The sequence below is a fragment of the Cohnella sp. LGH genome (assembly GCF_017671885.1).
Lineage (GTDB): Bacteria > Bacillota > Bacilli > Paenibacillales > Paenibacillaceae > Cohnella > Cohnella phaseoli.
This window is the reverse complement of record NZ_CP072117.1, coordinates 3,689,911-3,715,582: the sequence shown is the minus strand read 5'-3', so window position 1 is coordinate 3,715,582 and position 25,672 is coordinate 3,689,911. Positions and strand designations below refer to the sequence as shown.

The window sequence follows — 25,672 nt, the reverse complement described above, 5'->3', positions numbered from 1 at the left end:
ATTCTTTATCCAGGGATACTTTTCACTAATATCCAAATTTTTTCGAGAGAGTACGGCAGAAAAAAGAGGAGTTTGTCAGGAATTCGGGAATGTCAAAGAAACCCGCAAAGCTCCTGTGGGCTCCACGGGTTATGTGCGCCGGAACTGGCGGGTTTGCGGATTTCGGGTCAGGTTATCGGCCTTGCCGGAGGGGATTGGCCGAGACAATTACTCGAGCTGCTCGCAATCTATTTCTTGAATGCGGTAATGAATGTCGTATCCTGTCGGATTATGCAGCGCGGTCGAGAGCATATATTTCTCAAGAAGACGGCAGGTGTTATACTCCCATTCCCCATGCGTCGCTCGACCAGGCCGAACAGGAACGGCAAACGACAAAGGCGGTAGAGAAAAGCCCATTCCCTTGGCCTTCATATACGCTTCCTTCCTCGTCCAAATCATATAGAATGCCGCTAGTTTTTCCTCCTCGCCCTGATGTGCGTTTACGTACTCGATCTCCGATTCGTTAAAAACGCGAGGCATAATAGTCAAATGATCCCGGGCGATATGCTCAACGTCCACGCCGATGTCGCCTAATGTCGTCATGGCGCAAACGATTAATTTATCCGTGTGAGACAGATTGAAAAAGACTTGTTCGCTCGTTGTTCCCATGTTTTGTTCCGAAAGGTAGAGCTTGCCGTACTGATTTTTGCGAAATCGGATCGATCGCGGGTCGGCCCCGATTCGCTGCGCCAGCTGCGTCTTTAACAAGATGCGACCAATGGCGAACTCCACTTTCTTGAAGTCGACCTGATAGCGGCGGTAGACCTGCAGTTCCTCTTCATCCAACAAGGCAAGCCCCCGATCGAGCCTGCTGAGCTCGAATCCGTCTTTGACTGAAACGACATACAGCCGGATTTCGTTCAAATCTCCGTCCCCTTATGAGCTATGCAAGCTGAACCAAATGCCCAACTTCAATAGCGTATATTTTCTTTATTTTTTATTGAAAATAGAATATCATCGCTGTAACGAATTGGAAAGTTAGGGGGATACGATGAATAAATTAAAGGTTGCGGTTACGAGCCTTCTTCTGGTTGTTTCTGCCATCCTCATTGTCTATCTATTGGCAAATCGCGAGGAAAAGCCGAGACATACGGCCACGAATGAGACATCTTTATCCGACGCTTCGGTCGACAAGATGCGACAAACCTCCAACGATTTCACTTTAAACAGTTTGTCGGAGGCGACCGCTGCGGTTGACGTTCATTTTGCCGAAAAGCCGACCGTGCTGCTGTTCTTTACTTCTTGGTGTCCGTACTGCAATGAGGATGCGCCGAAAATTGTCCAATTGGAAAAGAAGTACAAGGACAAGATTAATGTGTACGGCATCAATGTTGCCGCTCGCGACAACCTGGAGGATGTGCGAGATTATGTGCAGCGGCATCATATTGAATATCCCGTTCTTTTGGACGAAGCCGGCGATATCTACAACAAGTTCGGAGGCGTCGGTTTTCCTTCGCTCTATTTCTTTAACGAACGCGGGGAAGTAGCCGATGCGATCGTGGGCTCCGCCGATATCGAGCTGATCGAAGAGGCGTTCAAAAATATTAAAGGATCATAAAAGAAGTGGCTTCGACCGGCAGGGGCAGGCCAAGCTGCTGCTCATACAGGTCGGCGTAATGGCGGAGATGGGCTTGGAGCGCAAGTCGATCCTTCTGCTCCCGATAGGCGTGCAGCAGCAGTAAGTTCGCTTCCTCGTCCAGCTCGGCCAGCGCCAAAATCCGCCTGAGCACGATAACAGCCTGCTCGTATCTTCGATGCTCGGCCAACTCGCGGGCGAGACGCTTGGCGAAGCTCATATACAGCTGTTCCAGCCTGTACTGCTCCGCGGCGCACCATTGGTAGGCGTTATCCTCAAACAGAGCCCCTGTATATTGCTGCTCCAAAGCAATGCCTTCGTCCAGCTCGGCCCTGGAATCCGCTCCCCTGTTCCATTGATTGACCTGCTCCTCAAAATGCACAAAATCTACGGCTACCTCTCTCATTTCCAGACGGTACTGCTCATTGGCGGATTGCACAATCGCCTTCATCCCCAGCGGCGTGAGCGCCTTGCGAAGCTGATAAACCGCCGTATTCATATAAATTTCGGCATTCTTGATCGGCATTTCCAAGAAAATATCTTCGATAATTCGACCTTTAGCGACAAATTGTCCCCGACAGAGAAGCAGATAAGCGAACAGCTCGGCGCTCTTGCGCGAAATCCAACGCACGCGTCCGCCTTGCACCCCGGATATCTCCAACCCGCCCAAAGCGCGAACCTGTAAGCGCGGTTCTGCTTGCTTGTCTGCAGCGTTTTGCGCTCTTCGCTCGAATGCCCGGGCAATAGTCTGCTCCAGGCGGCTGCGCGAGATCGGTTTGACGATGTAGTCGAGCGGATAAGTCTCAAACGATTCCAACGCATATTCCTTATGGGAGGTGACAAAGACGATGTCCAGTCCGCCCGCAAGCGCGCGCAGCTGCGCGGCTGCCTGCAAGCCGTTCTCTCTCCCGATCTTAATATCGATAAAGGCGACATCGACGGCCTCCTTGCGTGCATACTCCACTGCTTCTGCCGGCTCCAAAAAGCATTCGACTCGTTCAATCCCCTCTACTCGAGCCAGCATCTGCTTCATAATCGTGTGCATCGCTCGTTCATCGTCCAGGATCAGCACCTTCATTGCTTCGACCCCCCTCCTTCGGCAGATGGATATAAAACGTGCTGCCCTTCCCGGGCGCGCTTTCGACGCGCAGACGCCCGCCGCTCAGTTGTAGAAACCGGCGGCTGACCATCAGCCCCAGACCGGCTCCCTTCTCTCCTTCGGTGCCCGGAAGAGTATCCAAGCTGGCATCGTCGAACAGAAGGCGCAGCTGCGTATCGTCCATCCCGATCCCGTCGTCGCGCACGGCCAGCAGCCATTCGCGCTTTTCCTCCTGTGCGCGGATGAGCACTGTACCGCCTCTGCGCGAAAACTTGATCGCATTCGAGAGCAGATTGCGCACGATCAGCAGAATCGCTTCCCTGTCCGCATGAATTCGGAAATGGTCGGGTACTTCGTTAACTAGACGAACCTGCTTGACTTCGCTGCGCAGCGTCAAGGATCGACAAGCTTCGCGCACGATCTGCGACAGGTCGAATCCGTCGGCGCGAAGAGAGAAACCTTCCTTCTGCACGCGGAACCATTCCAGCAAATTTTCGGCCATCGTATACGTATTGCGAATTTGCTCGCTTAATGTATCCACCAGTTCCCGTTGGTCCGACTGCAGCGAGTGGCGGGATTCCTCCAACAGCTCGATCAAGCTGACCTGAAGAGCCAGCGGATCGCGAATGTCGTGCGAGACGACGGTGAACAGCTGATCCTTAAGCTGATTAAGCGAGGCGATCTGTTCAAGATGCCGCTGCTTCTCCGTAATGTCGAAGAGGACGCTGACTGTGCCGTGCTTGCGTCCTCTCTGAGAGAGCAGCGGGTATACGTCCAGAATAAAGACGCGATCGGGAAGACGGCCGCCGCCGCGAATCTCCATTCTCTCCGTCCGCATCTGTAAGCAAGCTTCCTTCCACTCCGGCCAACCGCTCAGCACATCGTTGATGTACAGTCCGATAAGCGAGCCGTCCTCCGAATCGAGAAGCAAGGGCTGAACGTAACCGTTATGATCGACGATGCGCCCGTTGTGATCGGCAATCAGAAAGCCTTCCCGCTGAGTGTCGATGATCTGCTGCCTCGCCATAGGAACGATCGAGAAGAGTCGATTGCGAACGACCAACCACAGCATAATCATGCCGAGGAAGCCGGTATATACCGAAATCGGCAGCAGCCAAACCTGCAAGTCGGGAACGGTGAGCTTGGCCAGCTCAAACAGAACGGGAATACAGCATAAGACGAGCACCCACATGCCTGCTTTGCGCACCTCGGGCCGAGCGCTGCGAATATATCGAACGACGAATACGAGACCTGTCGCGATAATCGTAAAACAAAGCAGATTAACGCTCAGCGCAAGCGGTGTTCTGACCGTCTCCAAATGTCCGTTAACGAGCTGCTTGCTGGCATAGATAAGCCCTGTTCGAAAATCGGTCGCGACGACGATCGCCCATCCGACAAACGGACCGAAAATGATCAGATGAGAGGAAAACCTACGCCACTTATCCCTGTTGTACAAGTCCAACACAAACAGAATAAATAATGGCACGCTGAGTACGAGCGCAATCTGCTGAATGCTGCGAAACCATTCTTTGCCCGGCAGAGCGTCCGCCTGCAGCTCCATAATGACTCCACCTGCATAAATCAATCGGCAGGCCATTAGCCAAACGAAATAACGAACTGCACGCTCGCGCCGATAAATGACAGCGTATATCAACGAAACTCCCATCAGAATAGCGGCCACGACCATGCCTGTGTAGAATAATGCTGCGTTCATCCGGCTATGTACCCTTTCTGCATGCGATTTCGTCTATTCTCGTAAGGAAGCTACACTTCAACAATTCCTTGTATTTCGTACGGATAGTCAATTTGTTTCTTGACCGTCTCGACGGCCTCTTTATTCACAAAAAGCTCGACAAGATACAAAGCCAGGTCGATTGATGTCGAAACGCCTCCGGCCGTAATCAAATTGCCGTCTTTCACAATTCTAGCATTCATTACTTCTTGACAATAGGGTTCCAGCAGCTCATATGCACTGGGATGCGTCGTTGCTTTTTTCCCCGTCAGAAATCCCGCTGCTCCGATTAACAACGATCCGGTACAGACAGATACGATATAGCGCACATCGGCGGCTTGACGAAGCCATCCGATGAAATTTTCTTTAAACCTCAGCTTCCTCGTCCCCATTCCGCCGGGAACAAAAATAAGATCATAGGCCGAGAGTTCCGGTCTGATCTTGTTCACTTTTATCGTTAATCCCAATTCATCGGTAATTTCCTCGGATAGTCCGCAGAAGTCCCATGTCGTCCCTTTTGTCTGTTCGAACAAATTCAAACGGTAGATCACATCGTAAAAACCGATCAAATCCAGAAAAGTAATCCCGTTAAACACGACAAACCCGATCTTCATCGCAATGCCCTCCGTTTCGTTTGCCCTTTTCAGACATAGGGAGAAATCTCGGCAATCATGCCGTCTCGCATGGCAATCGTCTGGTTGTACCCGCTCATCTCTTCCACAATATGATTCGATACAAGCACGATCGCTTGGCGCGATACGACGGAGAGAAGCTCCAGCAAGCGGTCGCGTTGTCGAACGTCGAGATTGTTGAACGGCTCGTCGAGAAACAAAAACTTCGGCGAGCCAATCATACTTTGCGCGATCATCGCAAGACGCTGCTGGCCTACGGATAGCTCTCCCATTTTTCTGTCCAGCAACGGGGCAATTTCCATAAAACCGCCCAGCTCCGCCACCGTGTTATCGGCCTCCTCGCTCCCAAGAAACTTTATTCCGGCAATGTAAGCCAAGTATTCCCGCACTGTAAATCGCTCGTAAATGGCAATCTCCTGCGGCACATACCCGCTTTCCTTTCTTGCCTGGATGGGCGACAGAGAAACTCCGTCAAGCTCATATCCAATACTGCCCGAGTTAAGAGGAACGACATGCGCAAGCAATTTAATCAATCTGCTTTTGCCCGATCCGTTAGGACCGATCAAGCCGATCAAGCCCGGGTACAGCTCCAAGCTGAGCGGGCCGAGCGCCTGTCCCGAGTCGCCGAATACCGTCGCCGATCGAATTCTAATTCTCATAACGCAGCCATCCTCTTCGGCCGCTCATCCTCCGGACCCGATGGATCAACAACAGGGAAAGCAGCAGAATGAAAACTAAGCCGACCATTTGGCTTTGCTGCCGCTGAGGGCTCGTTACTTCGCTAAACCAAAATAAAATTCCTAAATGCTTGTTAAGCAAAAGCTGGACGATCCAACAAACGACCGATCCGTACAGCCCCGCAAACACACCGAAATAAAAGAGCAGCAAGGCGGCGACCAAGCTGAAAATCCCCAATGGGATCAACCAACTGATCATATGCGCCCCCATGCGATGCTGCAAATCAGGCAGAAGCACGGTAAGAACGCTGCCCAAAACGAGGTAATAGGCGACGATCAACGTTAATCTGCTAAAGATCAATAATAATGGATTCGCGGGCATAGAAAGCTCCAACTCGAACATCGGCGTTCCGTAGGAGCGAAAGCCCAAACAAACCGTTAATGCGGCAAGCAGCGGAGCGGTAAATAGGAAAGGCCGTATGGCCACTTCATCCGCAATGATGAACTCGGCCACAAAGGCCAAAGCGGATAGCGCCAAGGACAGCAGCACATATTTCCAATTAAACAATCGTAGATGCGACCGAATAAGCGGAATAAGCAGTTGAACCGCCCGTTCCTTCCGATGCGGCGGAGCGGCTTGCGACTCTTCCCATTGACGAGTCAGCATGGCGGCGAATTGAGCCGTATCCTTGAGCGAAGGTTCCTCCACGGTATACCGACCCAAATACTCCTTTAATTTCGCCTCTTCCTCAGCCAAATCCTGCTTATTACTTTGCCGATTTCCATTTTCGCCCATCATATTTCCCTCCCTCCTTTACGAGCTGCAGCCCGTCTTTCCGTCTCTCCCTTAATTCCTCCAGCGCTTAAAAGTCCGTTTAACACACGGATTGCTTCATATAATCTGCTCTTGACGGTGCTCAATGGAATATCCAGAACATCGGAAATTTCATCCAGCCGCAGCTCCTGGTAGAAACGAAGAATAATGACTTCCTTGCGGATGGCAGACAGCTGATTCAGCGCCTGCACAACAAGCGCCCGTTCTTCCTGTTTCTCGTAAATTTGCGACACGTTATCCGAAGCGGCGGCGGCATTCCGTTCCAGATCCGGGACCGCTTTCGCCCAGACGTGCGATCGGCGCCAATGGTCTCGGCACAGATTCGTCGCTATTTTGTACAGCCATGGCCGAAAGGATTGCGGATAGCGCCCCTCCCGCGCAGAAAGCATGACACGCACGAAGCATTCCTGCGTTAAATCCTCAGCCAGCACTCGCGATTGCATCATGCGATGAATATATTTATGAATAGCCGCATGATAACGATAGGTGAGAGTTTCCAAAGCAGAGGCGTTTCCGTCGGCGAATTGCCGCATTAATTGTTCGTCGGTCATTCGCTTCTCCCTTCCGGTAGAATCATCCTTAACTATCTATTAACAAAAAATGTGCGTCGTCCAAATACGAATATACAGAGTATAAAAGCAAGGAGGCTGCCGAGCAGCAAGGCATTGCGATTCCAGACCAGCTCCGCCCCCTCCTGCAGGCTTCCCGAAAACAAGTAAAGCCTGTCCGTAATCGCCCCGTTCGTTAAGGATTCCATCACCCAATAAAATAAGGAAACCGAAATTCCCGCGATATAGGTTCTTCCAATCAAGCTGCCAAGCAGCGCAAGGTGACCTAGCCATAACGCAGGCGGAAGCACATGATAGGAAAAAGTCCGCAGCGGAATGGGAAGAACTAACAGGTGAATGGCGGCAATTCCCATTAAATAAAGTATAAATATCGTTGCTGTGCCCAACAACCACCTTGTACCGAAGAAAAGCGGACTTCGAAACGGAAGCGACATAAACCAACCGCTCGTTTCCTTATCCAGCTCCGCCACAAAAAGCTGGCACATGATCAAACTGGCGATAAACGGCAATGTATATTCATATAGGACTTGAATATGAATCAACTCGATTTTCTCAACGAAGTGCCACGGCTGAAGCACGGCGACTGCCGCGACCTGCAGTACCGTCACCCCCAAAGCGGCCCACACGAAAGACGACCAAACGAGCTTCAAGCTTAGCCACAGCCTGTTCATGACGCCTCCCCTAAATCGTTATCCCGCAGCTCTTGAACGTGCCTATCGCCAGCATTCGCCGCTAGCAGCTTCTTATTATCCAGCTTAATCAGATAAGCGGAAAGTTCTCTTATGAACTGCTTCCGTTTGCCCGGATCGGCCCGTTCCCCCTTCGCTCCCGAGGAATCAAACCAAAACTCGGCTATTTGCTCAACCACCTCTTCATCGTCGTACAGCCCTTGGAAGAAGTAGGACGGCACTTGTATAATCCCGCTGCCTGTTTTAGCTATTTCCCGTTGATTGAAACGAATTCTGTCCATAGCGATCAGCGTATCGGCTTCACGAACTTGGACTTCCGGATTCAATTGAAGCATCAGCCGTTTTCCTTCATGAAATAATGCGACCCATCGCGAAACGTAGTCGTCATTGAACAATTCGTTAACGATGGCTTTCGTTGTCATTCCGCCGGTTTCCGCCGCGACTTCTTTTAACGATCCGCCCCATAAATTGAAACCGGACTCGGCTTCATTGGACGCTTCGAATTGAATCGTCTGTACGCCGGCATTTGTCGTTTTTTCGAGTGTGCGGTAGTTGCTGTACAGCCGGATCGTATCGGGATAACGAACGGTGACTCGGCTTGGCGCAGCGCCTTCTGTGAACAGAGGCTGCGGGAGCCAGGCTAATTCCATAGGGAGGTTCACGTTCCAGCGATCGGCCATATGAACGGCTGTCATCGTCCCCTCCTCCGTCACTTTATGGTCGGCTATTTTTCCTCGATAGTGCAAAACCAAGGTGACCGGACGTATGTCTCCCGTCTCGATCTGAATCTGATTCCCGTCCCTGCTGAAGCGAACCGACTCCGAATTGAGACGCGCTTCGGTCATCTCGAATCTTTCATTCAGCGTAAAAGCAAGAGGGAGTGTCGCCGCTTCTTCATTCGTGAACTGAATTGTTGCTTTTACAGCGAGCCCGCCGTCTTTGTATGGCCTCATATCCAGGTCATAGCTCAATCCGGATAGTCTGGCTGGCTTGACGGACTCCAGATTCGAGATTTCCCTAATCGCCACTTGATTCATCTGAACGGTTTTCTGCGATACATGACCCGCAAGCAATCCGGCTGCCAAGCAGGCGGCAAGAATAAGACCTGTCGCCTGCATTCGGACTCCCGGCTCTCTTCTGGCTTTGGCTTTGATGTAAATAAACAAAATAAATAAAGCAAAAGCCAAAAAGAGATAAAACCCGCGATGCGTCCAAAAAGACATTTCGCGCGAAAATCCAAACTGGTCGTCAAAATATCCCATCGACTTGAAGTCGAATAATAAAAAGTTGGGAAGAAGTCGGGTGGGCATCGGAAGACGGGGCGTGAGCAATAAGAGTCCGCCATAAATATGAAGAAAAAACAGCAAAAACCCTGCCGCATAGCCTATTTTGCTCTTAAACAACCCGCCCAATAGCCAGCCCAGAATCATCGCATACAGCATCGGAATAAACGTGGACAATAAAAACCAGGCCGGATACAAGCTTGCCCCCGGGTACATCGTCTCTCGCAACCAAAGGTAAATGAAAACCGGAACACATGTGAAAATGAAAAAGGGAAGCAAAAAAACGGTCAGTTGCGCCGACCATCGCCGTATCGAACGATAGGGGAGGCTCCCGATCAATTGCGCTTCCCCGGCAGCTTGGCGGCTTCTTGCTCCGTATACCCCTGACAAAATGGCCAATATCGTAATCGCGCCCAAGTACATAAATTCAAATTGATGAAGATAGTAGCCGGCATGCTCCGTCCATTCGTTTGCCCTATGAACAAGCCAAGCATGAACAACACCGACCAGCATCAGAATCCGAAAGTGAGCCCCACGCAGGAGAAGCTTCCATTCCGTTGCAAAATGCGCTCGCCATTCACTCATCGGATTCACCTCTCGTTAAATGCAAATAAGCATCCTCCAGGCTGGGAGATGCGGGAACCGCATCCGGCAATGGACAAGTGCTGGAGATCATCCTCAGCTCGTAGCCTTCAATTGTTTTCCGCCGACGAATAACGGACTCCCCTGTCAGCCTGTGCAGATCTCGTTCATGAACATACGTTGTCCACACACGACCTTGCACCTTAGCCAGAAGATCGGCCATCGTTCCGTGATACCTCATACTTCCTTGATCCAAAATGGCCAACGAACGGCAGCTCGCTTCAATATCCGCTACGATATGAGTCGATAACACAATAATTCGTTCCTGTCCCAACTCCTCCAGCAGCTCGCGAAACCGGATCCGCTCCTCCGGATCAAGTCCGGCCGTCGGCTCGTCTACAATTAATACACGGGGATCGCCGATTAGCGCCTGAGCAATGCCAATCCGCTGCTTCATGCCGCCGGAGTATGTTTTAAGCTTGCGCTTGGCGTGATGCTGAAGGTTCACCTTTTCCAAAAGGGTAGCTACTGCTGCGCGACGTTCCTTCGCCGATTTCATTCCTTTAATGGCCGCGACATAATGAAGAAATTCTTCCCCGGTTAATTTATCGTAAAACCTTGACGCTTGAGGCAAATAGCCCAGGCACTGCCGAATACAGTGATCATCCTTGCCTAACACGTAAGGACCGACTTGTACTTTGCCGCCGGTCGGCGGAATAAGAGTCGCCAGAATTTGCATTAGCGTGCTTTTGCCCGCCCCATTCGGACCGAGCAACCCGAACATTCCCGAGCCGATTGATAGATCGATTTCGCGTAACGCTTGTTTGTTTCCATTGTAAGTTTTGCTTAAAGCTTGAATCTGAATGTTCATGTCTTCACCGCCTAAAAGCTTGATTTACGGAGTATGACGGCCATGTCCGCAAAAAGTTTGGTCGAAAAATAAAAAAAGACTTATGCGCCGTATCTCGGTTCCACGAGCAAAATTTCCTCCGAAGTGTATGGAACTAGAACAAAGCCGTCCCTATACTGTCTGGAACGGCTTTATTTATTTGATTGAAAGTAATTATGTCGCGTTCATTTGCTAGGCGTCATACGTTTCTCATAAAACACAATTGTCATTTTATCGTTAATTTGTTTGGTTTGCCCCGTCTTTCGATAGCCTAGCTTCTCATAGAGGTAACAATTGCCCTGCTCTTGCAATATGGTGTCCAGCTCCCAAATTAATGCATCCTTATATTTATCTTCGATAATAGCGAATACCTTTTGAGCAATCCCTTTTCCCTGGTGCTCGGGTACAATAAATACCGGACTGACGCGATACACTTTATTCTCTTTCCTTACAATCCTAATCGCACCTACGTGGACCTCGAAATCTTTTATAATATAGTAATCCGTAGATGATTCATTTAATCGATCTATTATTCGTTCTATAGATTCATTAGCAGGGCTGGTTGTGTGATCTTGGTATTTATTAAACAGAGGCGTAAATGCTTTAATTTGCATTTCGTAGATGAGCGATGCCTGACTCAGATCCGATTTGAGTAAAGAAATATTCAATGGGTCGCCCCCTCCTTCATAAAACACCTACTAGTTCCTGACTTCAAATTTAAAGCCGTCTCCCAGCTCCTTATTTTTCCCGTAACATCCTTGAAGCTCATATTCCTTTCCATTTTCAACCGTATTAAGAGTTAGGGTTTTACAGCTCGCGGTTCTTATGTTGGTTGTTCCATGTTTATCTTTAGAATTGTCATACTTAAATTGTACTTCCGCTCCGTTAAATACTAGGTCGTAAAATATCGGATCTCCTTCTATCGTAAACCTGGTAATTCTAATTTTATCTTCCGTTTTCGTTAATGAGTTCTGATAAAATGCCTCGAGTCGTTCCGCGTTCTTCACGTTGCCATGTAAGTCTACAACGTCGCCGTTTTCCATCGCCGTATCAAAGCTGTACGGTTCGGAGCCACATGCCGATACTACAATAACTAGGAATAGAATAATTATAAATGTGAAGTTTTTCATGATGTACCTCAAGATTTGACTTCGTATTCAATAAGCCAGCAGTCTCTATATTCGCCCTCATGCCACTCCTGTTTCTCTAATAACTTCTTCTTCGTAAATCCTAGCTTTTCATACACTCTTAATGCCCTGGTATTCCATGTTTGCGGGTCCATAACGATTTTGCTTGCCTTTCTGTGTTCCGCCAAGTAATTTACAGTCTCTTGAATGATTCTCGTCCCGATCCCGCGATTCCAATAGTCCGGTTCGCCAATGAATTGATCCATTCCATAAACGACTCCGGTAAACTCTTTAAGTTCGTACACCTCGAGTTCTTCATCATCTATCTCATAAAATTGCAAATACCCGATTGCTTGGGCCTTATATTCGATTATACATTGCGTTATGTTTTCTCTATCTTCATAAAAATGCTTGTTTACAAGCTCCAGATCATGCGGTCGATCGCGGCCTTCGTAAAACTCCAACACTACTGGATTCGAAAGCCACTTCACTAATAAATAGGAATCTTCCGACTCCAGTGTCCGCAACCGAATTTCATCTTTATTAACAAGTATCATAGAGCACGTTAGCCTCCTGCATGATATCATTTATTTCGCTTTTATACCTCTATTTGAAAAATGGAATCCACAATGATTGGCAAGTTATCTCTTACGGAGACCGCCCCGAAAACAGAACGAGCGTGGCTCCCTTTATCCTCAAACACTTCGACCAACAAGTCAGAAAATCCATTCAGCACTTTATGATGCTCTTCAAAGTCGGCGCTTGCATTCACGAATCCCTGTACCTTCACAGCTCTTTTCACTTTGTCTAAAGATCCTAAAGCAGATTTCAATACGGCAAGCACTTCAACCGCGGTCGATCTTGCGAAAGCGTAGCCTTCTTCAGTCGAGAAATCTAGTCCTAATTTTCCTGTGGGGTTTCCGGAAGGACCTTTACCTGAAACATAAATCATATCATTGACGATCACGTAATTTGCATACTTTGCAGCCGGCTGACTTGCAGAAGGAAGCAGAACGTTTAGTGCTTGCAATCGTTCTTCAATCGAATTTCCCGACATACAAAAACCCCCAATATCATAAATATTGGGAAGATTGTACTCCTATTAACTTGAAAGGTCAATGAATAATTCGATCTATTACAAGCCCAGTCTTACTTTTGAATCTTAAATGTAAACTTCCATTCTGCCGTGTTGCCCGAATATCTGCCGCGATTTTCTTTGACCTTTACTGTAAGCGATTTATTCATAGTTTTAGAAATCGAGGATGCTTTAATGGACAAATTGGCTGTTCCTACATCGGGAATCTTATCCTGCTCTTCTGCGTATGCTTTTAATTTTACACTCTCCGATGATTTTAAGTTTAAAGTGACTGTCGAGCCTTCTTTAATTTCTTTACCGTTAACATAGCCTGCGGTATACCATTCATTACCGACATGGTTATTTTCCACTAATTCAACACTGACAAGGGTTACCTTTATTTTGGTCGTCTTCGCAGTTGCAGCAGATACGGATTGCCCTAAGAAAACTGTAATTAATAGAAACGCCAGCATTAATCTCATACTTTTGGACATTGAGTTTGCCTCCCAGAGTAATTTGTTCATAAAATATAATCTTCAGATATCCCTATTCTTCTGATTTCATTGCCTTGGCTGTCGTACAATACTGATCCTGAGGGGAATTTACTTTCCGTACTCCCGGTTAACGGAGAAATGGCAATAAAGAAGTCTCCCTCCTGCACCGGCAATTCATATTTTTCGCCATCAATCAACGTAAGTATCTTAGAAATCCCTTCCGTATTCCGGCCCAGAATTCTAACATACTGTCCCTTACCCGTTTCCATAATTCTAGGTCGGATCTCATTTGTTCCATGCCCCGTGAAATCAAGTTTGTATTTATGGTTAGGGCCCTTTGTAAGCTCCGCTTCGCCAAATTGTGACTCAATTGTAAAAAGAACGATTTTCTTGTCGTCTGCATCTTCCATTAGCCTGATCTGAACAGGCAACTTCACCATTTGGCTTATGGATTGGGCAATGGCATTTTCATCATCTTCAACTTTATAGGTATAGTATGGTTTTATATATCGCGTAGAGACAAATAATACGCAAATAACCAAAGCTATTGTCACACAGATTTTATATCTCTTTTTATATTTCAATCGCTTGTCAGTCCTTTCGCGTACAATTCTCCAACGCATCCGCAAGAATGATAGGTGAACTATTCCCTGTCGCTGTTCCTAAGCCAGATTAATCACGGAGCAGCCCGGCCTTGTTTCAAGAGTTACGATTCTTGTCTTAGTATCGTTCTTGGAAATAAAGATGTCCGTGCCCTCTTCATCCATGCAATAGGCGATGGGGATAGAAACTTCGCTGTCTCTGAACGATCCGTCTGCATGGCTGGTCCCAATGATGACCGTTTTATATTGTATGGCATACTTCCTGGCTTCCCCTACCCATTCAGCGAACTGTTCTTCGCTAAACATTCCCACTCCAATAGGATGAACAATGAATAGGATGTTCGTTGGTTGTAGATTGCTCATCCCTTGGAGGACCAGTTCATCGCACAACATTACACCAATAACGTTCCCTTCAACCCCAACGAGTTTAGTATCCTCGTACTTGGCGCGATCGAGCAGCAGCTTCCCATCACGATCTATCACGACCGCCCTATCTTTTGGTTTCTTGTACCCCGATATAATGATCTTTGAATATTTTCTAGCCAACTCGCATGCGCAATCTATATTGTGGTTGATGTACCCTTCCGGAAAAATGATAACATCTGCTTCTGGATGATTCATCATTTCAAGCTCCAGCTGTCGTAGCTCCTTCTCTAATCGAGGTTGCGCAATTAGAAGCTTCATATTATCTCTCCGATCTGGGCTGACTGACGCCCCTATCTTTCATTTTACCAAACTAGTTACCACTTCTTAAGGCTTTCATAATTCTTTCACTGCCTTTTGATACACTTATAACGAAATTCTGAGGAAGCTGGGAGGATTAGAGCCATGTTGCGAGGATTCGACTGGAAGAGACTGTCGCTAACTTTAGGTGTAGCAGGTTCTATGTGGTTCGTTTTAGAGAACACGACCAGAGCGGATACGGCGCTTTCGGATTTTTATTTCAGTCATTATGCGGATCATGCCGAGGTTATAGATTATGGCGGAGAGGATACGGAGATTGTGATTCCGGAAACATCGCGCGGGCTCCCCGTAACGTCGATCGGCAAACGTGCTTTACGGGCAAAGGATTTAACGAAAGTGACTTTTCCTGAGCGCCTAGAAACGATCGAAGAATTTGCATTTGATTCCAACTCTCTAACCGAAATCGAGATTCCCGCCAGCGTAACCTCCATCGGACATTTTGCATTCAGGAATAATGCTCTGACCAAAGTGACCTTGCATGAGGGCTTGCAGACCCTCGGTGCGGCCGTATTTCAGGGGAGTGTCATATCAGAAATTGAAATACCATCTACCGTGCAGTTTATGGAGATGAACGCCTTGAATGAAATCGGGCTGACAAAGCTGAAGTTGAATGAAGGTCTTCCCGAAGTCGGATACGGTATATTTCAGCATAATAAACTGACCGAAGTCGAGATTCCGTCAACCGTAAAAACCATCGAGCGTTTTGCATTTCGGGATAATAAGCTCAACAGGGTAACGTTACATGAAGGTTTGGAAACTATCTGGTATTCGGTTCGATTATAACGAGCTGACCAGCATCGTGATTCCGTCTACGGTAAATAAGATTTATGGCGATGCGTTCTATAGCAATAAGCTTGCGTTTGCGGTGATTCCTCCAAGCGTGAACACGATTGAGCCCAATTCGTTCGGTTCCAATCCGCCCGACTTTACGATCATCGGATCGCCCGGTTCACCCGCGCACCATTTTGCAACAACCTACAACTATCCTTTTATGGATGCCGCAACGATTCCGTTGCCCGATATTCAGTTTTCTCCGAACAGCCAGGACTGGTCGCAGTCCGCTGAAGTGACGGTGACAGGAGCCACCTACAACATCTTTAATCTGAAGTATGCCTGGTCGAATACAGTCACGGAGCCCGGCCCGGAAGTGGGATGGCGTTTATGGGGTCTGGGCGACAAGATCGAACAGACCGCTGAAGGAGATTGGTTCTTGCATGTTCAAGGATCCCTGTTAGATCGAGCAGGCTCCTGGCATTCCGAGCGCTTCCGGGTCGACAGGACGCCGCCGACGCTGGACATTACAATGATGACTGGTCTATCTCCCTATACGAACGATACATGGAGCGCAGCCCCTGTCACCGTAAATGCAACCGCCTCCGATCCGTTCGGCGAAATCCGTGAAATTGTGGTTGAGATGGGACATGACTCACGGAGCTCAGTGGCGGCCTATCCAGGAAATACGCATTCCATTTCACTCGGTGCCAATGGCACCTACCAACTGAAAATCACGGCAATCGATCAAGCGGGGAATGTATCCGCCACGGAGCAGCGCATTATTAAGATCAACATCAGCAGCAACAGTAGCAGCTCTCCATCGGGCTCAACTCTTTATGAGAAATCCAGCAATGCTAAGCTAAAGGAACTTCTCTTCTCGGGCGGGGCGCTCACTCCGATGTTTTCCCAGGATGTGACGCAATATACGTTGCGCATCAGTCCCGAATTGCAAAGCCTCACCGCTACCCTGTTGCCGGAACATGGACAAGCCTCGACATCACTGGGTGGACAAGCACTCGGATCAGGCAGAGTGAAGCAAGACATCTTACTGGAATCCGATATCAAACAGTTAGAAATCGTAGTTACTGCGGAAGATGGAACCAAGCAAACATACCATGTCATGCTACAAAGAGGCAATGTGGAAAGCGAGAATGCCGAACACCTTCCGTCAGAGGCGGCATGCTCCAAGTCTTCTCCTTTCACGGATATTGCCAGGCATTGGGGAGAGGCCTCCATCATCGAAGCAAGCTGCAAAAAGATCATTCAAGGGTATCCAGACGGAAGCTTCAAGCCAGACCGCATCATCACCCGGGCTGAATTCACCGTAATGCTGACAGGATTTTTCCCGAAGAAAGACGCGGCGGCATCTCCTACGTTCAGCGACCTGGCGAACAAAGAGCATTGGGCGAAACAAGCGATCGCGCAAGCGGCAGCAGCCGGCCTAGTATCCGGTTATCCGGATGGCCGCTTCCAACCGGATAAGGCAATCAGCCGGGTCGAGATGGCCTACATGCTTGCCAAGACGATTGACCTGCCAACGGATACTTATTCGACAACGGGTTTCAATGATGATACAGACATCCCGGATTGGGCGAAAAATGTCGTAGAGTCGCTTCGTCGACTAGGCATTGTCAACGGCCGCGGCAACACCAGCTTCGCTCCGGATGGGGCAGCCACCCGCGCGGAAGCAGCTTTAATGCTGCTTCGCATAAGTAAGATGAAGTAATATTTTAACGGAGTGGAAGGCGGGGGCAATACCTTAACGCCTTCCACCTGAGTAAATGTTACAAGTGGCCCATCGTATAATCGCAGTTACTACTAACTCATTAACCCTCTTACAAATTAAACTCATCCTTAATAAGGTTTGCGACTTCAACCGGACTTAAATTTGTATTATTAATTCTCAAGTAATTTCCTCTTAAAATCTCCCCTGGATTAGAATTGAGTCTGTGTCTTTCCGTGGTCTGTATTAAATCCGCTTCCGACTGTTCCACATTTCTTTTCGTTGGTTTTTGATCCATTCTAAATGGCGTATTATTTCTCCGTAATCTTTCATCGATATCGGCTTCCAATTCAACATAATAAACTTCGGCGCCTTTGGATTCGAAAATGTCGCAGGTTTGTTTTACAAAATCCCAATCCGCTTGAAGATCAAATCCCCATACATAAGTAACTCAACTTTCGCAGAGCACAAATCATCTTGAGAGCATGTCGTTGTAGTCTTTCAAGGTGATCAGGTATTGGGCTTGTAAATAGAAAAACACCGCTTCGTTTGCTAAAGTGAGAGTGTCGAGCAATCACTTCAACCGAAGAGGTGTCTACCCTAATGATAGCCCAACCATCCGAATTGAATCAACTGCCTAACGAACTAAAACCAGCGTTCCAAGAACTGAAAGTCATGCAGCATCTGCAACAAGCTGGATTTCGTAAACGCTTTGGCTTTAGCTGTGCCCGACTATTCCAACTTGTTTTCGTTTTGTTGTTCCATCAGAAAAACTGGTTTCGCCTGCTTGAGAGCCGCAAGGACGATTCCATGCCTGGCAAAGATGCGGTTTATCGCTTTCTCAATCATGCCGGCTTTGCATGGCGCCGATTTCTGACTTCGCTTAGCGTGGCTACCGTGAAGAAAGTGGATGCGCTGACGTCTGCGGATCGGGATGTCGTCTTCATCGTCGACGATTCGATGTTCGAACGCAATCGCAGTAAAGCCGTTGAGTTGCTCGCCAGGTTCAAAGATCATGCCACGGGTGCGTATTACAAAGGTTTCCGCATGCTGACGATGGGGTGGTCGGATGGTCATACGTTCTTACCCATGGACTTTGCGCTGCTAAGCTCTAGCAAGTCGGCAATCACCGGCATGAGCGAATCCATCGACAAACGAACACATGGTTACAAGCGCCGGAAGGAAGCACTTCTGTCGGCTCCTCAAGTCGTTGCGTCCATGCTGGATCGCGCCTTGGCAGCCGGAGCAACCGCCTCTTATGTCTTGATGGACAGTTGGTTCACGCACGCGCCGCTCATTCGCGAAGTCGTCTCCCGCGGACTCGATGTGATCGGCATGGTCAAGAACGACAATAAACGATTCCTTGTGCAAGGCCAGAAGCTGTCGCTTAAAGAGCTTTACTTAGCAGCCGCACCTGTAGCGAGCCAGAAGCGCAGTATTCTCCGCTCGATCCGAACGGAGCTGGCTTGCGGTACGCCGGTGCATGTGGTGTTTGTTCGCAACCGCTCGAAGAAAAATGATTGGCTCGCCGTTTTGACGACCGATTTGACGCTCTGTGTAGAGGACGTCATCCGAATTTACGCCATTCGCTGGGACATTGAGGTTTTCTTCAAATGCACCAAGTCGCTGCTTCGTTTGCAAAAGGAGTTTCAAGGCCGCTCTTATGATTTGCTGATCAGCCATACGACAATTGTCTTCTCACGCTACCTTCTACTAGCCTGGCAGCATCGGCAAAGCACTGATGCACGTACGTTCGGCGGTTTGTTTTATGTGCTATGCGACGAAGTCGGCACACTGGATTGGACAGTCGCCTTACAACAATTGCTCGATCTTGTCAGCGAAATCGCCACGAAAGCAGGAAAGAGGCTTTCAGTTTTGATTCAGCGTCAACTTCAGCAATGGATTGCCAGTCTGCCCAGCTACATCAAGGCTTGTTTGCCAATTTCATGCTGCGAAAGTTGAGTTTCTAACTACTTCCGACACATAGAGTTCCCGCAGTCGATATACGAGACGATCATCGAACGGGATCAGGACGGCTATAAGGACAAGAACGAATTGTTTGCGGAACTGATCGACCTTCTGCCTTGGCAAGCTAGACCCCGACTGGAAGAACTGATGAGCTTTTACGGTGCAGAGTATGTCGGGAACGCTATTCCTATGAATCGGGCAAGAGAAGTAGTGCTCGAGCTCAAAAAACGGTACAAAACCGGTCTGATCACAAACGGCAAAACGGCCATCCAATACGGCAAAATCGATCGGCTCGGCATTAGGGACGACTTCGACCTCATTCTGGTATCGGAAGAGGCGGGGATCAAGAAACCCGATCCGCGAATATTCGAGCTGGCGCTCGAGCGCCTTCGGCTTCAGCCTGAAGAGTGCGTCTACGTAGGCGATCATCCTGTCAACGATATGGAAGGAGCGTCTCAAATCGGCATCGGCGGAATATGGATGAAGGTAAATCAGCCGTGGAGAGAGGAGCTTTCCGCACGTCCCTTGCACACGATTCGTCAGTTGGAAGAGCTGTTGACGCTGCTTTAATTGATGGAATTCCGAAAGCGGGAGGAAGCGAAAATGCTGCTGAATTACGCGAACATGGATGCCCAAAATCTGTATATCGACAACAGAAGCTTCTACATTTCCGGGGGGAATCGAGCTTGAATGCCCCGCGAAGCTTTTATTTATGAGACAGTCGCATTTTCATGAATTCAACCGTTTGCTGTTCTGAGAAGCAATCGTCATCAACGTGACATAAATCGGTTGAACGCTCATTTTTTTGCCGAATTCGAACTTGTAGCTGGCGGTCTGAACGTTATTCGCTCTATGGTACGGCGAAGTAATATAGTGGATCACGATCTCGCTGTCGTCGAAGCCGGTCCCGGCCGTCTCCATCGACACCTCGTAGATCGAATTCAAGTGAATGGACGCTACTCTAGTTTTCCGGCCGGTCACGCCTTGGTGGTCAATCAAGATCAAGCGGTCGTCGGTGAAAATAAATGCGTCCCGAACGAGTTTAAATCCCATGTGGATGTGCTCGTCCGGCATGAGATAAGCGCCGTATTGATTTTGCAGCTCTTGCACCGATACTTCCGAATAGTTGCCGAGTATGCCGCCGAATAAGGACATTGAAATTCCTCCCCGTTTTGTCTGTCTCATGAGCTTGCAATCGAATTTCCTCCATTCTACAACTAGAAGATATTCCCCTCCCGAGAGAAATAGTATAGAATATTTATTCCGTTCTGCTGAGGAACGCCGAAGGGGCGGGGCGTCTCGCGGCCGTCTCAGGGTGAACTATGGTACAATACAAAGAGTGGAAAAAAGCTCAAACTCAGGAGGTATGAAGATGACTGAAGCGAGAGAGGGCCATCCGTTCCCGTCCGGCATGTCCCGTCCGGCTCTTCGAGCGCTGGAGGGTGCCGGAATAACGACGTTGGAACAGGTGGCCGGACATAGCAAGGCGGAGCTGCTTAAGCTGCACGGCTTCGGGCCGAAGTCGATTCGTTTGCTTCATCCTGCGCTTGAGGAGATCGGATTGACGTTTGCGGAAAAAGGGAGAAAGCAATGATCGTCAAACAATATGTCACCTCCCGGCTGAAGCTAAGAACGCTCGACGAGAAAGATGCCCCGCAGGTTCTGGACTACGTGGTGCGCAACGAGCAGTTTCTGTTTCCTTGGGAGCCGCTGCGAACGCCGGATTATTATACGTTGGAAAGGCAGCGGGAGCTGCTGCGTTTCGATCAGTCGAGCATGGCACTGGAACAACTGCTCAAAGTTTGGCTGTTCAAGCAAGCAGAGCCGAACCGAATCATCGGCTCGATCGCTTTAAGCAACATCGTTAGGGGCGCTTTTCAGTCCTGTCATTTGGGTTATAAGCTGGATGGCGAAGAGGTTAACCGAGGCTATATGGAAGAGGCGCTTCGAACGGTTGTGTCGATTGCCTTCGAGGAGCTCCGGCTTCATCGCATTGAGGCGAATATTATGCCGCGTAACGGAGCTTCGCTTCGTCTCGTCGAGAAGCTTAATTTCCAGCCTGAGGGGCTGGCCCGCAAGTACTTGAAAATCAACGGGAAATGGGAGGATCACATTCACATGACCTTGATTAACGAGGCGCTGGATTTATGAAGCGAACCGAACGCAGCCTCGCCAGCAAAATGATCGGCGCCTTTACAGCGTCCATACTGTTTGCCGTCTATATCGCTGTGTTTTTCCCCGTTATAAGAGAGAATTTAGGGCTGCAGCTTATTGCCGTTTTTTTCATTGCGTACGCTTTTATTGTTATCATCGTTTTTCCGGTCTCCCTGCTTATCGATAAGCTGGCTCGATCCGGCCGATCTCCGGCACTGCAGGCGTTCGGCAACGTATTGCTGGTCGCGGCTTCGCTTGGGATTGCGCTCGGCGTGCTGGTTTCGATCGGAGGGAAAGCGAGCAGTCAACTGGCGCTCTGCGGATTAGTGTTGATCTACGGCTATTTGGCCCTGGACCAGCTCTTATCCCGCATCGAAAGCAAATATAGAAAAGCTAACGATGCGCAGACGTAAGGATGAACGATTATAAACGGTTCAAGAGGCGCAATAGATCAAATCTTCGCGCGGAGGGGATATCAGATGATTGTTGTCGTGTTTTGGTTTGTCGGCATGTTTATATTCTTTTTTATTCTGTACAATGTCATTCAGCACGCGCTGAACACGTCGGAGATGGCGAAGGATTTATCCGAGATCAAGCAACTGCTGAGAGAACAGGCCGCGAGCCGTCCGACACCTCCTCCGCCGGCTCCACGGGACTTCGAGGACATTAGGGAAGCTTACGACCGCTGCCCGGGCTGCGGCCATGCCGTTCAAGCGCATCATCCCATTTGTCCGGAGTGCGGACTGAGCCTGACTTGACGGGCTGCCCGCGGTTCGTACGAGGAGAGACAGCTTAGAAGAAGTTATTGAGCATAAGGGAGGACTGTGAAGAAGTGAAGCTAAGCTTCAGGAAAAGGTCGAGCGAAGACGAGATACCTTACGAACTGCTGCTGCTCGCCGATCCTTCTCGGGAGATGGTTGACGATTATATCGTTAGAGGGGATTGCTACCTAGCCTATGAGGACGGCGAGCTTGTCGGACAATTCGTTCTTATTGCGACGCATCCGCGCACGCTCGAAATCGTTAATGTCGCCGTCCACGAGTCCCGTCAGGGGCAAGGCATCGGCAAAGCGCTAGTTTTTAAGGCCATTGAGACCGCTCGGGAAGCAGGAGCCGTGGTGCTGGAGATCGGCACGGCCAATTCCAGTTTCGACCAGCTTCGATTGTACCAGAAATGCGGCTTTCGGATCGTCGGCGTGGATGCCGGCTTCTTCGTTCGACATTACCCGGAGCCGATCTGGGAGAACGGCATTCGCGTACTGGATATGATAAGATTGAGATTAGATCTACACGACATAAATTGAATGTCGATACATTGAAGCGATGACCCAATTACGAAACGGAAGTGGCAGAGCATGCTAGTTGCTATTAGAGACAATCTGGACGATCCGTCCGTGCGCGATATTGTGGGATACAGCGTTTACCCCGATCCTGACAAGCTGGATAGAACGATCGATGCTTACAAATCGGATGACCGGCTCGAAATATACGGGTATGAAGCCGAAGGGGAACTCATCGGCATTATCGGCATACGTATGAACGAGAGCGGCGAATTAAAGATCGAGCATATTGCGATAGCTCCGGATTTTCGCGGGCTTGGTTACGGGCGAGGGCTGGTGCTTGAGACGATCGAGCGGAAAAGCCCTGCAAAACTGATTGCCGAGACCGATGAAGAGGCGGTGGATTTCTACCGCAATATCGGGTTCGAGATCGAAAGCTTAGGCGAGTCTTACCCGGGCGTGGAGCGCTTCAAGTGCGTCTACGTCGTGGAGCCGGACTAAACGCGAAATAAGCGAATCTAAGAACGGTGGCAATGCCCGAAGTGTTTAAATTGTCCATTCCTCTTCACTTTTATTGTTCTTTAGATTATAATAATTATAAATAAGGAATAATGAAGCTCCCGTAATTTAGAACAACCTCACAAATGAATAAACAAAGGCGAGTCGTTATTCTCGCTTAACATGCTGCTCCCTATCGGAGCAGCATGTGTCATTTTAAGGGGTGTAATAATGGGAGTCATTCTCAACGGAGAGGGAGAGATTACAATGAGCCAAGCGATACATTCGATGAAGGGACAGGAACATAGCGAGCGCGGCGAGCTTCGGCAGCATCGAGCCGAAGGCGCAGCCGCCGGCTGGCTGAGCCGGTACGGGGAGGGCATGGCCGCTTTGGGGAGCGGGCTGATCCTCGCCGTGGCCTACATGCTGGAGCAGACGTCGTATCCTTGGGCCGTCGCCCTATATATTACTGCATTCGCGGTCGGCGGGTTCGCCAAAGCGAAGGAAGGAATAAGCACGCTTGTCCGGGAGCGCGACCTTGACGTCAACCTGCTGATGATCGTTGCGGCGATCGGAGCCGCAAGCATCGGTTACTGGACGGAGGGCGCCGTGCTGATCTTTATTTTCTCTCTCAGCGGTGCGTTAGAGACCTACACGATGGATCGCAGCAGCAGGGACATCTCGTCGCTAATGGACCAGAAGCCCGAGACGGGCACGTTGATTCGCGACGGTATCGAACGCATTGTTCCGATTGAGGAGCTGACGGCAGGAGATCTCGTTCTAGTTAAGCCGGGCGAGCGAATTCCGTCCGACGGCGTCGTGACCGAAGGCGCATCCGACGTGAATCAGGCGTCCATCACAGGGGAATCGATTCCGGTTGATAAAACCCCGGGAGACGTCGTCTATGCCGGCACGTTGAACGGAGAAGGCGCGCTGTACGTAGAGGTCGGACAGACGAGCGAATCGACGCTCTTCGCCAAAATTATCCGCCTCGTGCAGGAAGCGCAGAGCGAGAAGCCTGCCTCGCAGAGGTTTATGGAACGCTTCGAACGCATTTATGCGCGAGCGATTCTGCTCGTGTCCGCGTTGCTCATCGCGGTTCCTCCGCTGGTGCTGCAGGTTGCGTGGGAGCAGGCTTTCTATAAAGCGATGGTGTTTCTGGTGGTGGCGTCTCCTTGCGCGCTGGTTGCTTCAATTATGCCCGCAATGCTGTCGGCGATTTCGAGCGGCGCAAGGAAAGGTGTGCTGTTCAAGGGGGGAGCGCATCTGGAAAATCTCGCGAATGTGAAGGCGGTCGCTTTCGACAAGACCGGCACGCTAACGCAAGGCAGGCCGGTCGTGACCGATATCGCTGCTTTCCAGCACTATGACGAGAACGATGCGCTCTTCATCGCGGCTTCGCTCGAGAGTTTTTCCGGACATCCGCTAGCTAAAGCGATCGTTAGCGCCGCGCAAGAGCGGGGGCTGACGCCGGAGCGGCCTTCCGATTTTGGAGCGCTGACGGGCCGCGGCATTCAGGCGAAGCTCGGCGGCGAGCTATGGACGATCGGCAAAGCGTCTATGCTGAGAGAGCATGAGCGGTTTGGACGGATCGCGGAAACGATCGATCGGCTGGAAGGGGAAGGCAAGACGGTATCTGTGCTGATGAACGGGCAGGGAGCGGCAGCCGTATTCGCCCTGCGCGATCAGATTCGGCCGGAAGCCGCCCGTGCGATCGCCAGATTAAAGAAGCTGGGCGTGCAAACCGTCATGCTGACCGGCGACCAAGGACAAACCGCGCGTGCGATAGCCGACGAACTCGGAATCGACCGGGTTTATGCCGATCTGTTGCCCGAGGACAAAGTGACGAGGATTAAAGAGCTGAAGGACGAATACGGCACGGTGGCAATGGTCGGGGACGGAGTGAACGACGCTCCCGCGTTGGCGACGGCAGGCGTTGGCATTGCAATGGGAGCCGCCGGCAGCGACGCGGCGCTGGAAACGGCGGACGTCGTGCTGATGAATGACGATATCGGCCGGATTGCGGATGCAATCGTGCTTGGCAAACAAGCGAAAACGGTGATCAAGCAAAATATGACGTTTGCGTTAAGCGTCATCGTACTTCTGATTGTCGCCAACTTCACGCAGGGGATTGCACTGCCACTTGGCGTCGTTGGACATGAAGGCAGCACGATTCTGGTCATACTGAACGGTTTAAGACTGCTGGGCTACCGGGCGATCGACTAATCGGCAAGAGGGCGGGAAGAAACGGGCGAATTGCGGCTGCGTTTCTTCCCGCCCTCTTGATTTTGCCCTCGAAACCGCTATAATGATGATAATGATTCTCGTTATTATGCTGCGGAGGAGATTCGAGGATGAACCTGCTGTTTCCGATCATGACCATTCTGCTGATCGCTTGCGGCGCTCTTTGCCTATTTGCGGCAATGTCCAATGCGGATCGTGCGCGGTTGGGCCGGAAGGCGAGTATCTCCGATAGCCGCTCGGCGGGCAGGATGGCGGCTTCGAGCCTGGCCTGGAAGTCAAGAGAATAACGTTCGGACAATACGGAGCCGTCGGGAGGAAATCCCGGCGGCTCTGTTGCTACCTACGCGCAAGATGCCCACGAAGGCAGATTTCGAGACGGCCCGGAGGC

The 25,672-nt window shown here is 49.9% G+C and carries 31 protein-coding genes; 13 read left to right on the top strand and 18 right to left on the bottom strand.

What is annotated here, in order from left to right; all coding sequences use genetic code 11:
- Nucleotides 1-207: 207 nt before the first annotated feature.
- Complete coding sequence (locus J4772_RS15830) at nucleotides 208-903, bottom strand: 4'-phosphopantetheinyl transferase family protein (RefSeq protein WP_209076059.1); 696 nt, start codon at nucleotides 901-903, stop codon at nucleotides 208-210.
- A gap of 127 nt (nucleotides 904-1,030) precedes the next feature.
- Here J4772_RS15830 and J4772_RS15825 point away from each other — a divergent pair, with 127 nt between their 5' ends.
- Nucleotides 1,031-1,597: a TlpA family protein disulfide reductase gene (locus J4772_RS15825; RefSeq protein WP_209076057.1), complete on the top strand. Its 567-nt coding sequence runs from the start codon at nucleotides 1,031-1,033 to the stop codon at nucleotides 1,595-1,597.
- Here J4772_RS15825 and J4772_RS15820 read toward each other — a convergent pair.
- From J4772_RS15820 to J4772_RS15745, 16 genes are all read right to left on the bottom strand, one after another.
- On the bottom strand, nucleotides 1,584-2,693 hold the full coding sequence (locus J4772_RS15820) for a response regulator (protein ID WP_209076056.1): 1,110 nt from the start codon (nucleotides 2,691-2,693) through the stop codon (nucleotides 1,584-1,586). The two genes, J4772_RS15825 and J4772_RS15820, sit on opposite strands and share 14 nt — an antisense overlap.
- Entirely contained in the window at nucleotides 2,668-4,428 is a 1,761-nt protein-coding gene (locus J4772_RS15815) for a sensor histidine kinase (protein WP_209076054.1), read from the bottom strand. Before J4772_RS15815 ends, J4772_RS15820 begins: the two co-directional genes overlap by 26 nt.
- Before the next feature lie 50 nt (nucleotides 4,429-4,478).
- Nucleotides 4,479-5,060, bottom strand: coding sequence for a DJ-1/PfpI family protein (locus J4772_RS15810; RefSeq protein ID WP_209076052.1), 582 nt, complete (start codon nucleotides 5,058-5,060; stop codon nucleotides 4,479-4,481).
- Nucleotides 5,061-5,089: 29 nt separating this feature from the next.
- Nucleotides 5,090-5,737 (bottom strand): ATP-binding cassette domain-containing protein, encoded by a 648-nt coding sequence (locus tag J4772_RS15805; RefSeq protein WP_209076051.1) that lies wholly within the window; start codon nucleotides 5,735-5,737, stop codon nucleotides 5,090-5,092.
- A complete protein-coding gene (locus tag J4772_RS15800; RefSeq protein WP_116059636.1) occupies nucleotides 5,727-6,554 on the bottom strand; it encodes a hypothetical protein in 828 nt (275 codons plus the stop codon). The genes J4772_RS15805 and J4772_RS15800 overlap by 11 nt, the downstream gene beginning before the upstream one ends.
- Nucleotides 6,551-7,141, bottom strand: a complete 591-nt coding sequence (locus J4772_RS15795; protein WP_116059635.1) for an RNA polymerase sigma factor — start codon at nucleotides 7,139-7,141, stop codon at nucleotides 6,551-6,553. The genes J4772_RS15800 and J4772_RS15795 overlap by 4 nt, the downstream gene beginning before the upstream one ends.
- A gap of 32 nt (nucleotides 7,142-7,173) precedes the next feature.
- A complete protein-coding gene (locus tag J4772_RS15790) occupies nucleotides 7,174-7,830 on the bottom strand; it encodes a hypothetical protein (RefSeq protein ID WP_209076049.1) in 657 nt (218 codons plus the stop codon).
- Nucleotides 7,827-9,716 carry a hypothetical protein gene (locus J4772_RS15785; protein WP_209076047.1) on the bottom strand — a complete coding sequence of 630 codons (1,890 nt, stop codon included), beginning with the start codon at nucleotides 9,714-9,716 and terminating at the stop codon, nucleotides 7,827-7,829. Before J4772_RS15785 ends, J4772_RS15790 begins: the two co-directional genes overlap by 4 nt.
- Entirely contained in the window at nucleotides 9,709-10,584 is an 876-nt protein-coding gene (locus tag J4772_RS15780; protein ID WP_209076046.1) for an ABC transporter ATP-binding protein, read from the bottom strand. Before J4772_RS15780 ends, J4772_RS15785 begins: the two co-directional genes overlap by 8 nt.
- A gap of 203 nt (nucleotides 10,585-10,787) precedes the next feature.
- The gene (locus tag J4772_RS15775) at nucleotides 10,788-11,270 is read right to left on the bottom strand and encodes a GNAT family N-acetyltransferase (protein ID WP_209076044.1); all 483 of its coding nucleotides are present in this window, start codon (nucleotides 11,268-11,270) and stop codon (nucleotides 10,788-10,790) included.
- A gap of 30 nt (nucleotides 11,271-11,300) precedes the next feature.
- Nucleotides 11,301-11,732, bottom strand: coding sequence for a DUF4362 domain-containing protein (locus J4772_RS15770; protein ID WP_209076043.1), 432 nt, complete (start codon nucleotides 11,730-11,732; stop codon nucleotides 11,301-11,303).
- An 8-nt stretch (nucleotides 11,733-11,740) separates the two neighbouring features.
- Nucleotides 11,741-12,286: a GNAT family N-acetyltransferase gene (locus J4772_RS15765; protein ID WP_209076041.1), complete on the bottom strand. Its 546-nt coding sequence runs from the start codon at nucleotides 12,284-12,286 to the stop codon at nucleotides 11,741-11,743.
- A gap of 41 nt (nucleotides 12,287-12,327) precedes the next feature.
- Nucleotides 12,328-12,786: a RidA family protein gene (locus J4772_RS15760; protein ID WP_209076039.1), complete on the bottom strand. Its 459-nt coding sequence runs from the start codon at nucleotides 12,784-12,786 to the stop codon at nucleotides 12,328-12,330.
- A 92-nt stretch (nucleotides 12,787-12,878) separates the two neighbouring features.
- Nucleotides 12,879-13,298: a hypothetical protein gene (locus J4772_RS15755; protein ID WP_116059627.1), complete on the bottom strand. Its 420-nt coding sequence runs from the start codon at nucleotides 13,296-13,298 to the stop codon at nucleotides 12,879-12,881.
- 26 nt (nucleotides 13,299-13,324) lie between these two features.
- Entirely contained in the window at nucleotides 13,325-13,882 is a 558-nt protein-coding gene (locus tag J4772_RS15750; protein ID WP_209076037.1) for a hypothetical protein, read from the bottom strand.
- Nucleotides 13,883-13,960: 78 nt separating this feature from the next.
- Entirely contained in the window at nucleotides 13,961-14,584 is a 624-nt protein-coding gene (locus J4772_RS15745; protein ID WP_209076035.1) for a carbon-nitrogen hydrolase family protein, read from the bottom strand.
- A gap of 144 nt (nucleotides 14,585-14,728) precedes the next feature.
- Here J4772_RS15745 and J4772_RS15740 point away from each other — a divergent pair, with 144 nt between their 5' ends.
- The 4 genes from J4772_RS15740 to J4772_RS15725 all read left to right on the top strand — a co-directional run bounded on the left by J4772_RS15740 (nucleotide 14,729) and on the right by J4772_RS15725 (nucleotide 19,679).
- On the top strand, nucleotides 14,729-15,427 hold the full coding sequence (locus J4772_RS15740; protein WP_209076034.1) for a leucine-rich repeat domain-containing protein: 699 nt from the start codon (nucleotides 14,729-14,731) through the stop codon (nucleotides 15,425-15,427).
- The gene (locus J4772_RS15735; protein ID WP_209076032.1) at nucleotides 15,387-17,144 is read left to right on the top strand and encodes an S-layer homology domain-containing protein; all 1,758 of its coding nucleotides are present in this window, start codon (nucleotides 15,387-15,389) and stop codon (nucleotides 17,142-17,144) included. The genes J4772_RS15740 and J4772_RS15735 overlap by 41 nt, the downstream gene beginning before the upstream one ends.
- 600 nt (nucleotides 17,145-17,744) lie before the next feature.
- Nucleotides 17,745-19,103: an IS4 family transposase gene (locus J4772_RS15730; RefSeq protein ID WP_209071836.1), complete on the top strand. Its 1,359-nt coding sequence runs from the start codon at nucleotides 17,745-17,747 to the stop codon at nucleotides 19,101-19,103.
- Between the two features lie 21 nt (nucleotides 19,104-19,124).
- Complete coding sequence (locus tag J4772_RS15725) at nucleotides 19,125-19,679, top strand: HAD family hydrolase (RefSeq protein WP_371822902.1); 555 nt, start codon at nucleotides 19,125-19,127, stop codon at nucleotides 19,677-19,679.
- A 159-nt stretch (nucleotides 19,680-19,838) separates the two neighbouring features.
- On the opposite strand, the gene J4772_RS15720 is transcribed toward J4772_RS15725, so the two are convergent.
- Complete coding sequence (locus J4772_RS15720; protein WP_116059690.1) at nucleotides 19,839-20,264, bottom strand: PH domain-containing protein; 426 nt, start codon at nucleotides 20,262-20,264, stop codon at nucleotides 19,839-19,841.
- 217 nt (nucleotides 20,265-20,481) lie between these two features.
- Between J4772_RS15720 and J4772_RS15715 the strand changes: the two genes are divergently transcribed.
- The 8 genes from J4772_RS15715 (at nucleotide 20,482) to J4772_RS15680 (ending at nucleotide 25,571) form a co-directional block, all read left to right on the top strand.
- A complete protein-coding gene (locus tag J4772_RS15715; protein ID WP_181917508.1) occupies nucleotides 20,482-20,703 on the top strand; it encodes a DNA-directed RNA polymerase subunit alpha C-terminal domain-containing protein in 222 nt (73 codons plus the stop codon).
- Entirely contained in the window at nucleotides 20,700-21,260 is a 561-nt protein-coding gene (locus J4772_RS15710) for a GNAT family N-acetyltransferase (protein ID WP_209076028.1), read from the top strand. Before J4772_RS15715 ends, J4772_RS15710 begins: the two co-directional genes overlap by 4 nt.
- On the top strand, nucleotides 21,257-21,676 hold the full coding sequence (locus J4772_RS15705) for a hypothetical protein (protein WP_209076027.1): 420 nt from the start codon (nucleotides 21,257-21,259) through the stop codon (nucleotides 21,674-21,676). Before J4772_RS15710 ends, J4772_RS15705 begins: the two co-directional genes overlap by 4 nt.
- Before the next feature lie 66 nt (nucleotides 21,677-21,742).
- A complete protein-coding gene (locus tag J4772_RS15700) occupies nucleotides 21,743-22,021 on the top strand; it encodes a zinc ribbon domain-containing protein (protein WP_209076025.1) in 279 nt (92 codons plus the stop codon).
- A 74-nt stretch (nucleotides 22,022-22,095) separates the two neighbouring features.
- On the top strand, nucleotides 22,096-22,566 hold the full coding sequence (locus J4772_RS15695; protein ID WP_247741113.1) for a GNAT family N-acetyltransferase: 471 nt from the start codon (nucleotides 22,096-22,098) through the stop codon (nucleotides 22,564-22,566).
- 51 nt (nucleotides 22,567-22,617) lie between these two features.
- Entirely contained in the window at nucleotides 22,618-23,043 is a 426-nt protein-coding gene (locus tag J4772_RS15690; protein ID WP_209076023.1) for a GNAT family N-acetyltransferase, read from the top strand.
- 264 nt (nucleotides 23,044-23,307) lie between these two features.
- Entirely contained in the window at nucleotides 23,308-25,266 is a 1,959-nt protein-coding gene (locus J4772_RS15685) for a heavy metal translocating P-type ATPase (protein WP_209076021.1), read from the top strand.
- A 128-nt stretch (nucleotides 25,267-25,394) separates the two neighbouring features.
- Nucleotides 25,395-25,571, top strand: a complete 177-nt coding sequence (locus J4772_RS15680) for a hypothetical protein (RefSeq protein ID WP_209076020.1) — start codon at nucleotides 25,395-25,397, stop codon at nucleotides 25,569-25,571.
- Nucleotides 25,572-25,672 lie beyond the last annotated feature (101 nt).